General features: G+C 60.9%; 5 protein-coding genes and 2 pseudogenes. All 7 read right to left on the reverse strand.

Features of this window, described 5'->3' with window-relative positions; genetic code table 11:
* Positions 1–11: 11 nt before the first annotated feature.
* Positions 12–1,604, reverse strand: a complete 1,593-nt coding sequence (locus tag ACTJJX_RS16820; protein WP_277750865.1) for a type VI lipase adapter Tla3 domain-containing protein — start codon at positions 1,602–1,604, stop codon at positions 12–14.
* A pseudogene (locus tag ACTJJX_RS16825) lies at positions 1,604–3,758 on the reverse strand (T6SS effector phospholipase Tle3 domain-containing protein). Before ACTJJX_RS16825 ends, ACTJJX_RS16820 begins: the two are co-directional and overlap by 1 nt.
* Positions 3,755–4,252, reverse strand: coding sequence for a hypothetical protein (locus ACTJJX_RS16830; RefSeq protein ID WP_003111943.1), 498 nt, complete (start codon positions 4,250–4,252; stop codon positions 3,755–3,757). Before ACTJJX_RS16830 ends, ACTJJX_RS16825 begins: the two are co-directional and overlap by 4 nt.
* Positions 4,253–4,255: 3 nt before the next feature.
* Positions 4,256–4,774 (reverse strand): annotated as a pseudogene (locus ACTJJX_RS16835) (type VI secretion system tip protein VgrG); the annotation flags it as partial.
* Positions 4,775–5,117: 343 nt separating this feature from the next.
* Entirely contained in the window at positions 5,118–6,401 is a 1,284-nt protein-coding gene (locus ACTJJX_RS16840; RefSeq protein ID WP_153274565.1) for a T6SS immunity protein Tli4 family protein, read from the reverse strand.
* Positions 6,398–8,167 carry an esterase/lipase family protein gene (locus ACTJJX_RS16845; RefSeq protein ID WP_023082622.1) on the reverse strand — a complete coding sequence of 590 codons (1,770 nt, stop codon included), beginning with the start codon at positions 8,165–8,167 and terminating at the stop codon, positions 6,398–6,400. Before ACTJJX_RS16845 ends, ACTJJX_RS16840 begins: the two co-directional genes overlap by 4 nt.
* A gap of 40 nt (positions 8,168–8,207) precedes the next feature.
* A partial coding sequence (locus ACTJJX_RS16850) for a type VI secretion system Vgr family protein (protein ID WP_049307435.1) occupies positions 8,208–10,655 on the reverse strand: 2,448 nt, incomplete at its 5' end.

Consider the following 10,655-nt stretch of genomic DNA (forward strand, 5'->3'; position numbering starts at 1 on the left):
ACACCATCGACCTACAAATCGTCCTGCCAGTCGGTGCTGGGTTTGAGGCTGCTCAGGAACTCTTCCAGGGCATAGTCTTCGCCGGGCGGCAACCGGGTCGTGAGCCGACTGGCGGGCGCCACCGGGTCGGCCGATGGCGGCGGACCGTCGCCGCTGGCGGTCTGCGGCAGCAGGTCGACGCCGAACGGGTCGTGAACGGGCTTCTTCCCCGGCGTCGGCGAGCTGATGCCGATCAGGGTCGCCTGGTCCTTGCGCCGCAACGGCATCACCATGCTGCTGTCGCCGTTGAGGTAGCTGGCCATGGTCGCCAGGGTGATGCCAACGAAGGGCGAGGCCGCGCCGGTGTCGCCCAGGCGCTGGGTCAGGTCGTAGCTTTCCCGCGAGTCCAGCAAGTCCAGCGAACTCTGCGCGGCGCCCAGCGCCGGGGTGAGTTCGGCCAGCGGCGTGGCGTTCAAACCGCCGTCGTAGAACAGCCGGGCGGGCGCCGGCCTGAGCCCGGCACTGGCCGTCTTCCAGGCAGCGGCCAGTTGTGCGGTGAGAGCTTCGCGCTTGAGCCGTTCGCCGGTATCCGGGTGGGTCAGCGGCACACTCACCGGCCGATGCAGCCTGGCCAGCACCGGCAACGCATCCCACTGCTCCAGAGCCCGCTCGGTCCAGGGCTGGGGAATGAACGGCGTGGGGCGGAACTCCACCGGCGGCTTGCGCCAGCCCCAGCCACGGAACTCGGGGTCGATCCGGTTTTCGTTGACCTTGGTGTAGGGGGCGAACTGGCGTAGCCAGTCGACCCGCTCGGGGCGGCCGACGATCAGGGCGACCATTGCATCCGTAAGCGTTCCAGGTATCCGAGGGCCTGACACAGCGCCTAGTGACTTCAATGTTACATCTCTACTGGAAAGCGCCCCCGCCATACTGATGCCTTCATTCGCATACACCAACACTGCTGGCAAGTCAGGGTTGCGTTCGAATAAACTGAACAACGCCTCCAGTACTCCTTCAGGCGTATCGTTACAGATAATGCCATCCTGCAAATTGGCAATCCGATGCCAATGCAGTCCAGCCGGAACACGGAGATCATTGACTTTTACTGACAGGCTTTCCCGCGTCTCCTCCGGAGTGAAGCGTAGGTTAGGAGTGCTCGGATCCCAACCACGCACCACCGTCACCGTCGGTATCGGCCATTTCTCCAGGAAGTTTTTCAGCCCTAGTTCCAAGGCGTCCGCTTGGCGCTTTTCATACGCCATATCCTTGTCATCCGCAGACGTCGGATACTTCTTCGGGTCCATCGGCAGGATGCTGCCGACATGCAACGCCTCGGCCTGTGCGGCATTCTGCTCCTGCAAGGCCTTCCACACTTGCCCCTGGCGAAACACATCCAGGCTCATGCCTATGCTGAGCACGTCCAGGGTTTCCAGGCGCGGCGAAGTTGTCGGTGGGTGATAAGCATCAGCGGACATGGTGGCCTCCTTGGCCGGGGCGTAGGCGGTAACGGACGTGGCCGGACTGGCAAAGCAGCGCATCGAGGATAGCGGCGACTCGGCCGCCTGCCCCACAGGGCAGTTCAAAAGGACGCCAACGAGAGAGAAAGCTGAGAGCATCAAGCGCATTAGATTGTCCCCCCAAAGCGCACCGCCTGCTCGTGGTAACGATCTAGGATGGTTTGTGTCCCGACCAGGGAAGGCAGTCTATTTCCTACTACCACAGGGAACTCGCCACTCTTGCGGTAAGCTACGGTGGCGTCTATTAACTGGCTGTTTTTAGATTCTTCCGCACGGTACAAAGCACGCACCTCTTCATCCGGCAGATCAACAGACGCATCACCTTGACTAAATATTCCTTTGTCCGAAGCCTTCCAATCCAACCGCCAATCCGCCACCCGACACAGATACTGATAGAAAACCACATCATCCACGCTGTCCCCGGCCCCGATGGCCAGGTCATAGGCCAGTACCCGCCGGTTATGCTCCGGGTTGTTGGGTATGGCCGAGTGGAACGACAAGGGCTCCAGATGGCCCTCCGCCGTCTGCAGGCGCAGCCGGGCCTCGTAGGGAGTTTCCGCGCGGGTGACCAGAACCATGCCGGTGCCCAGTTCACGAGCGGAAAACACATGGGTCTGCTGGGCCAGTTCCTTGCCTTCGTTCAACGCCCTCTCCACGCTGCGCGCGTCGCGCCCGTAGCGGTACGCCAGCGCGGCGTCCACCTGTTGCGCGACGGCGTGCCCGCTGTCCTTTTCCTTCCAGCCGCCGTTGCTTACGCCGATGGCGGCGTCGATCGGATCGAGGGTATCGCGCACCTGATAGACGCCGCTGGCGGAGTTCTCTCCCGGCGCCGTGACGGCTCCGTCGAAATCGAATCGCGCTTCCGTCGGCAACGGCAGACGCGGCGCGGTCAGCAGCACGCTGTCGCCCTGGTCGAAGTTCGCCCGGCCGAATCTGTCCTTGCCGCCCAGCCCGGTGTCTTCCCAGGTCTTCTCGCCGGCCAGCAGAAGAGGATAGACATGGGGAGGGGCGTGCCCGCCGATCTTTTCCTTCTCGCCATTGCGCTTGCGTACGGTGAAGATGCGCTGGTGAAAACCCTGCGGCAGCCCGGTCCTTCCCGGGAGCCCCTTGACCTGCTCAGCAATGCCGCGCCAGCCGATACCCTGGACGTTGGCAAGTCCCACCGTCTGGTCCTGGGGCGTGAAATACAGGTAGACACTGCCGCGATTGTCGCGCTCATCGAAGCTGAGCCGTTCCCCGTCGATGGTCGTCTGGCAGCCCTGGCCACCCACCCACCCAGCCGGGGCCGCCTATCGCGCCGTAGCCTTGGCAGTTGCGCAACGCGACGCTGCTCAGCGCGGGGACCGGATGGCGTCGGCCGCAGATGAACTCGAGGATACCTTTGAGCGTGGCCAGCCGCGCCTCTCTGGTCTGCTGGCTGCTCCAGCCCTGGAGCTTCTCGTTGAGGGGTTCGAACAGGCCGTAGGGTGAGTTGAGCATGATCACCCCGTCCGCCGGCTCCACGCCGTCATCCTTGAGGAAGGCATGTGCCAGCAGGGTCAACAGGGTGCCCTGGCTGTGCCCGACGACATTGATGGTGTCGTCGGGGTAACGCTTGCGGATGATATTGATCAACATGGCCAGGCGCATGGCCGCAAGGACCATGTACTTGCGCCCTGCCGCCGAAAACAGCGGATGGGTCATGGTGCCGCCGAACCAGTCCAGCGAGATGAAACCGAACAGCTTGCCGTTGAAACCCTGGCCCCACATGTCCGGCAGGTTGGTGGTGGCATTGACGAACTGCCCGCCTTCCTTGGTGCCGGACTTGTCCAGCCGGTTGCCGTTGCGGTCCAGCCATTCGCCGTGGGCCGCGGTCTTGTTGATGTATTGCTCTTCCTCGCGGAAGCCCCAGTAGAAAGGTACGACTACGCTGCGTACGGCGGCCCCGCCGGCGCCACTGGCGAACTTGCGCCGGTAGTAGACGGCGTCGGGGTTCTCCGCCTTGCCTTCGTCGTCCGCCGGCAGGCTGTAGCCCGCCGGCGTCAGGTAGCCGGGATTGGCCTGCCCGCCGGGCAAGGTCGGCGGCATGTCCAGGCGTTCGTTGAGCCCCTGGCAGAGCCCTCGCTCGATCCGTTCGTAGCAACCCGCGAGATCGTTGACGCCATGCACCACGATGGTCACGCAAGGCTTGGGCGGAGGCGGCACCAGGTGCACGTCGCCGCCCTTGGGCAAGGTGATGGACTGGGCAGAGACGATCGTCCTCGACCGAACCCTATCGTTCATGGCTTCTCTCCTTGCCGCTCCTCGGCGTTGCGTCGTGCCAGGCAGGTCGCTTCGTCGAGCAGCATCCAGTTGCCAGGTTCGCCGGCCAGGCAGAATTCGACGGCAATGCTGGAAACCGTTTGCCGGTGCCGACGGCTACGCTCGTTGAAATGAATGAATGCGTTGTAGCTCCCATCTGGCTGCAAGCGCTCCGGCCGGCGCAGGAGCACGCTGGAGCCGGGATAGTCGCCGAAGACCTCGATCTCCCCGGCACGCCACCCGGGCGGGAGCTCGATCCGCCACAGCGTTTCCTGGCAATGGCTGCCGACCCGCCGACATACCGAAACACGGGTGATCTCGACGTCGTTGGTTTCCGCCAGCAAGGGGCGTAGATCCAGTGTCACGCGCCCGGAGCCGGCGTGCACCGGGATCTGCGGTGGCAGTTTGGAAACGGCCAGGGCCTGGACGCTTCCCAGGCCGAACAGGCAGGCAATGAGCAAGGTCTTGCATTTCATTGGTCAGTATCCCGTTGGGAAGTTTTTCAGTACGCCAGCGAACCTGCTGTTCGCAGAGGCTTCCCCGAACTCGTTCTTCTCGAGGAAATAATCTCGAACGATGTCTCCCTGCTGTTCGATGTTGTAGTCCTTCAACGTCTTTCCCGGCTCCAACCGGTAGGCGTACTGGTCGCCTAGGAGAAACTGCCTGGCTTGCTGGTAGGCCCCCACCAGAAGGACGTTGACGCCATGCTGGTGCTGCCAGACATGGGTCATTTCGTGGATGAACAGACCCTGGCGCTGCAGGCTCTCCAGGCTCCAGTCCGCCACGCCGCGCAACTCCTCGCCGAAGTAGATATGGCCGTTCGGCGCCATCACGTAGTCCTTGCCCTGCCAGGGGACATAGTCCTCGTCGCGCAGGCGGACCGTGGAATAGTCGATGGAATCGCCGAATACGCCTTTCGCCAGGCTGATTTCCCCTTCGCTGAGAGCACGTCCGGCCTCGGCGTCGGAGCCACCCAGGAGTTTGCCGGCGACCAGCGATTTCGCGTGCTGCAGCAGCTCAGCTTCCAGGCAAACTGCACGCATGGAGGTCGCCGACCTGCCGAGAATGCCTAAGCTCCTCCATTCTCCTACTCTAGGCCGCCCTCTGCGACCCACTGGCAATCAGGCATCCTCATCTCGAGCAAGGCGGCCGGCGTTCCCATCCACATCCAGCAGCGCACTGCTCCCGATGATGGGAAATATGCTCGTCATCGGGAGCAGACCACCTGGTGGCCTCCGCCATCGATCAGTCTGGCCAAACGGCTCCGTGACCGTGATACCGTGGTAGGTGCTTTCACCGAGCCAAACGATATCCATTGCCAATTACTCCTTCTTCTGGTCCTTACAAGTCATCCAACCAATTCTCTTTCGGCGTCAAACTGGTGAGAAACTCCTCCAGAACATAATCGTCCCTGTCATAGGTCATCAGTGGTGCCGGGCGAACAGGAGGGCTACCGACGCTACTGGCCATTGGACCCGAGTTTGGTGGAGGAGGTGTCAGTGCTCCGGGGCGATAACGGACACTATTGAGAATTGTGTCCCAGAGTTCAAAGAACTCTGCCTCAGTCGGGTAAGCCGGAGCCTCGTCGTGGGTGGGGAAATCACCAAGTTCCGCAGGCTTCGTCGCAGTCTTAAAGGTCGTTTCCAGATCAATGCCAACGCTCGGCATCGGATAAGGACTTCCGGCACCAGGGAAACTCCATTCGCCACCGATGTTGGTTTTGAAATACTTCCAATTACCTCTTCCTTCAGTGCCACCAACCACACGCTCATCGCCCTCCAGATCGCCTACATTGCGTTTGCGAGCTCTATATTCCTTTCGACCGGCGACAACCCCCGGCTTGGCAAGATCTTTCGCCAGAAGCCCGGTGAATTCATCCTCTCCTTCCCGATAACGTTCCAACATTGGCTGCTCGGGTTCCCACACCTTCGCATGACGCACTACCAACCCTAGCTCCTTTGGCAGTCTGAATCCCCAGCTAACTGACTCGAACGGAGCATTGAGGTCGTAGTATGACTCAACAAAGGCTCCATTCAGGCATAGCCCTGGCCTGTCGGGTATTTCATTGTTCTTCCGTGTATACAGCCGGGGAAGCCAACGCAGAATATCCTCAGCAGCGTTTAGCGTGCGGCCGAAGGTGAACAAGGTGTTGTCACGCCACAAATATCCCTCAGCCTCATGAAAAACCTCTTTACGCATCACTCCATTCAGGTCAGGTCCTTCGACCCACACATAGTTATATATAAAGACTGCGCTATTTTTTAGAGGATTCCTTTTATTTGCCGACCGTGGAGCAAGTCTGGTGGATTTCTTTTCTTCTGCCTCGATCTCCGCCCATCGTTTCTCCATCAAAATAGCGTAATCAGCCTCAGACACTCCCGTGGTGACTGAAAGAGCTAAATAACCGTCAAGATGCGCCCCGCTGGCGGTAGGCTCCCACTCCGTTCCTTCTGGTAGATCGATGAGTAAGCGCCCAACACAATGGGTCTGCATTTTTTTTGTCAATTCTGTCATGGGATAATTCCTATGCAATTTGCTGTCACCCCAGTAACGCAAGGCATAGAAGCTCACGGCTATCGCTATGCCCAGCAAGATAGCGTGCGGTATATATTTACGCCATTTCATGCGGGTATTTCTGTAGTTGTCGTGGATTTTCCGGCCTCTTTTCGTACTGCCAACGCACCGATACATAGAACCGAATACAGAGTGACGTTTTGCACCATTCGATTATCGTACGAGGCCTGATGGTCAAACCCTGTCATACGAGCGGAGAAAACAGCGGCCTTTGCCGAGTCTTCGGAAGAATGCGCAGGTACCGTTGCATCACCTACTTGGTCTTGCCCCTGTATTTTCCCAACATAAGAGTTGCCTTTAGTGCTTCGCATGACCCCCACTCCATGCTGCATGACCATATCCTGTCCATCAGCATCATTAACCAGATAAGCCGTCCCCTCGTGGTCATCGCGCCACATACGCAACCCTATAGCGTGAACGGTCGATGGTACGGGCCCTCGGGTAGGAGGCAGGTCCTTGCGGTATGCAGCGATCATTTGCGGCTGAAGATTCCATGTGACGCGATGAAAAGCCATTTCCCCTTCATCTGCGCCGTAATGCGAGTATGTATTAGGGTGATAGCTGCTACCGAGTTCGGTGTGAAAATGCTTTGCCTCGCCCAGTCGCATTCCATAGCGCCCCCAGGCTTTCTGAAGTGCTTGAAGCGCTGCGGGACCTTTTATTTTATTGACCGCCGGATCAATCCAAAGCGGATCAACCAAGCGCCACCACGCTCGAGGCTCCATATAAATTTGCATATAGGGATCCGCCTTCCCCACACCTGCCTCCGGTAGTTGTGCGACAACTCTGCCCTCGCAAGTGATGCGCAGCCAACCGGCCCCATAGCGATGATTGGGCAAAAGCTCCAATGGGCCTGCTGCATTAGCAAATACCGGCATAATTTTCTTTCCAGTTCCACCAAGCCCGATGCTTCCGGCGAAGTCCTCCCACCCCGCACGCACCCTACGATAAGCCGTTCCGGCTCCAACCGCTGGCTGCACGCCATGAACTACTCCCTGAATCAAAGCGGGATAGCGTTTGGCACACATTCGGCCAACTAGCCCTCCCATAGAGTGGGTAACCAGTATCACCCCATGGTCACACTTGACTCGAAGTTCTTTCCTGCAACGATCAATGATGGCTTCGATTTTTCCCGCCAGATAGTCGGCGGCTTTGCCGTTGGTCTGCAGCCAGTTGTAGCCCACTGCATAGACGGGATAACGAAACTCGGCAGCCTCCCGCAACATCTCCTTTGTGAGTACTTGATAGCCATTGAGCTGCCCCCACACCTCTGGGTTGTGCGGCACCGCACCTTGCACCCCCGGATACACCTCCCCCTTCGAGGTGATGATGAAGCGAAGCTGCGCTTCTAGGAAATTGAGAATGCCGCCGTACGAGCTGATCATCACCGACCCCCAACCACGACTAAGTGCCTCCTGCAACGGCAGAGTAGTAATGTGCTCGGAAACAACTTCACGATCTGCATCCTCGGGAGACGAGACTGGCCGTGTAGTGTCGGGATCAAGCAACAATTTCCGCTCTGTCGGGCTCAGATGACGGTACCCTCTTTTCGCAGTAAACCCCGCCACCCACCCCAAGCCATCGTCTGGAAACCAAGCCCAACGATTGTTTTCCCCAAGTAACCTTCCAGCCTCCGCATTCGACGTCAATAACGGACTACCCATGATGCCCGGCACAAAAACAACCGGAATCGCCTGATCCGGAGGGGCAGTAATTTCGGCACGAACCTTGTTACTAGTTGGACTCATCGTCACACGAGCAGTGGTGTGTCCATTGGTCCCAATGTGCGTAGACACAAGCCTAGTTGGCTCACTCATCTCGATCTCCTCTCCATGTGGGCCCATATGCCAAGTTGCATCAGACCTCTGCCGGCCCTAGCAACTCGATCTCATATCCCTCCGAAGTCAGTCCTTGCTGCAGCGCTGTCCAGCCGTCCTTGTCGGTAACGCCCTCTACCCTTGCCCCATCGCTATACACAAGCGCATAACGATAGTTGGGAAGCGGTCTACCTCCACGCACAACACGTACGCGCTGATCGAACGGTGCTCCGGACCAAGAGTTGAAGGCCGTAGACGCATAGGCAGGACCAACATGACTATGCTTCGCCGCCTTGACCACGAAGTTGCCGGGCATGCCCAGCTCGATGTTGCCGCCCTTGAGGGTCAGGTAGGCGCCGCCGCACATCAGGGTGATGTGCTCCTTCGCGGTGACCAGCACGTGCTGCTGGCTGGCGCTGACCTCCACGCTCTGCTCGGCCTCCAGGCGGATGTCGTTCTTCTGCGCCTGCAGCAGCATCGGCCCCTGGTGGGTGATCTGGCGCAGCTCGCCGCCCTGGGCGAACAGGCCGATGTCGCTGCCGGCGTTGATCACCACCTTCTGCCCGGCGGTCACCTGCTGGTTCTGCCGGGCCACGCTGTCGACGTGCTCGCCGGCGGCCAGGGTCAGGCTCGTTGGCGTCGCCGCGGCGATCCCTGCCGGACCGCTCAAGGCGATCGCCGGCTTGCCTCCGTTGCTCTTGCCGGACTCGTCGTTGGCACCGTGGCCGAGGTCGCGCACGGCTTCCTGGAGGGTTTGCTGCGGCGCCGCGTCGTGCCCCACGCCCTGGTGCTCCCCGGCGTAGTCGCCCAGCTCGCGGGCCAGCTCCAACGCCGCCTCCAGCACCTGCACCACGACGCCTCGGTCGAGATGGCCGGCGCCGGCCCTGAGCTGCTCCTCGGTGCTCAGCAGCAGCCCCTTGGCCGCACGCACCGCGCCATGTTCGTCGGTGCGCAGTTCGAAGCCCTCGCCGCGCGGCTTGCCGCCTTCGGGCCGAGGATGGGTCAGGTAGCCCAGGTGCAGCGCGCTGGCACCGTGGTCGCTCATCAGCGCCGCACTGATCTGCGCCGTGGTGTCGTCGATGCGCAGCTCGTTGGCCCGACTGCCCTTGTACTCCTTGCTCTTGATGGTGCTGAGGATCTTGTGGTCGGGCAGCGCGTAGGGTGGTCGGTTGGTCGCCCGGTAGGTGCGCCCGGTGACGATCGGCTGGTCGCAGTCGCCGTCCAGGTAATCGACGATCACCTCCTGGCCAATCCGCGGGATCGCCATGTGTCCCCAGTCGGCACCCGCCCAGTTCTGCGCGACCCGTATCCAGCAGGTACTGAATTCATCGTGACGTCCCTCGCGATCCCAGGGGAACTGGACTTTCACCCGTCCCCACTCGTCGCAATGGATCTCTTCCCCTGCCGGGCCGACTACCGTCGCGATCTGCGGACCATCGATACGCGGCCGAGGCAGCGGTGCGGGACGCCATTCGACGTCCTCGGGTACCAGTTCGGCGCGCAGGTCGTAGCTCACCCCCAGAGGGGCGTCGGCGGACTCTTCCTCCTGGCCGGCATACTGGGTGCCGCGATGGACCACCCGCACCGGCCGCCACCAGGCGTTGAAGTCGGCACGCGGATGACCTTCCAGGGCAAAGGCGTGGCCCGGGATCAGCCGCGGGTCGTCGCCGCTGACCGATGCCACCCGTGCATCGCGCCGATGTCCTCTGAGGCGGCTTTCGCTGAAAGGCCGGCCCGCGCCGCTCCGCTTGTAGCGACCGGGGTAGTCGTAGCGCTCGTAGGACGAGCCCTGATGCTCGAGCGCCTCGCCAGCGAGATGATGCTCCTGGTCGTAGGTCGGGCGCTTGAAGCTGTAGTCCCGCTGGGTCTGTCGAGCCGTACGAACATTTTCGCTGTAGCGGAAAGAATGAAGCACCGGCTGCGGGTTGTCGCCCTCCGGCTGGGCGCTGAACAGTACCGGGCCGCCGGCGATACGCTCCTGGACGTAGAGCCGGTCGCTGCAGACCAGGGTGTGGCGGTGTTCGTCGAAGCGGAAGTAGTAGACCAGGCCTTCCTCGAAGGCCAGCCGGTCGTGCAGGTAGTGATCGCTGTCGCCGGCCTGCACGCAGTATTCGCGTGGCAGGTGCTCGTGGTAGATACGCTGTTCGTAGTCGAGCACCCGGTGCTCCTTGAGCAGCGCCTGGAGAATCTCCGGAACACTCTTCTCCTGGAAGATCCGCCAGTTGCAGCACAGCTCCAGGCGCGCCAACTGCGGTTCCAGCAGCAGTTCGTAGCGGGTCCGGCGAAAACCCGAGCTGCCCTGGGTGAAGTGGCTGACGATGCCATGGACGTAGCGGGCCGGACGGCCGTCCTGCCAGAGGGTGAAGGTGCCCGGCTGGTCGAGTACCTGCCTGAAATCGATGGCGTTCTTGTCGCTGGCCAGCTTCAGGTTCAGGCGGAAAGGCTCGCAGAGCGCTTCTTCCAGTTCGAACTCGACGACATCGAACGC

Origin of the sequence: Pseudomonas sp. 22490 (genome assembly GCF_052044465.1) — a bacterium.
Lineage (GTDB): Bacteria > Pseudomonadota > Gammaproteobacteria > Pseudomonadales > Pseudomonadaceae > Pseudomonas > Pseudomonas aeruginosa.

Bases quoted from the DNA above. Each gene is read 5' to 3' on its own strand.
- ACTJJX_RS16820 (WP_277750865.1), bottom strand. From the start codon at position 1,604: ATGCGCTTGATGCTCTCAGCTTTCTCTCTCGTTGGCGTCCTTTTGAAC.
- ACTJJX_RS16830 (WP_003111943.1), bottom strand. From the start codon at position 4,252: ATGAAATGCAAGACCTTGCTCATTGCCTGCCTGTTCGGCCTGGGAAGC.
- ACTJJX_RS16840 (WP_153274565.1), bottom strand. From the start codon at position 6,401: ATGAAATGGCGTAAATATATACCGCACGCTATCTTGCTGGGCATAGCG.
- ACTJJX_RS16845 (WP_023082622.1), bottom strand. From the start codon at position 8,167: ATGAGTGAGCCAACTAGGCTTGTGTCTACGCACATTGGGACCAATGGA.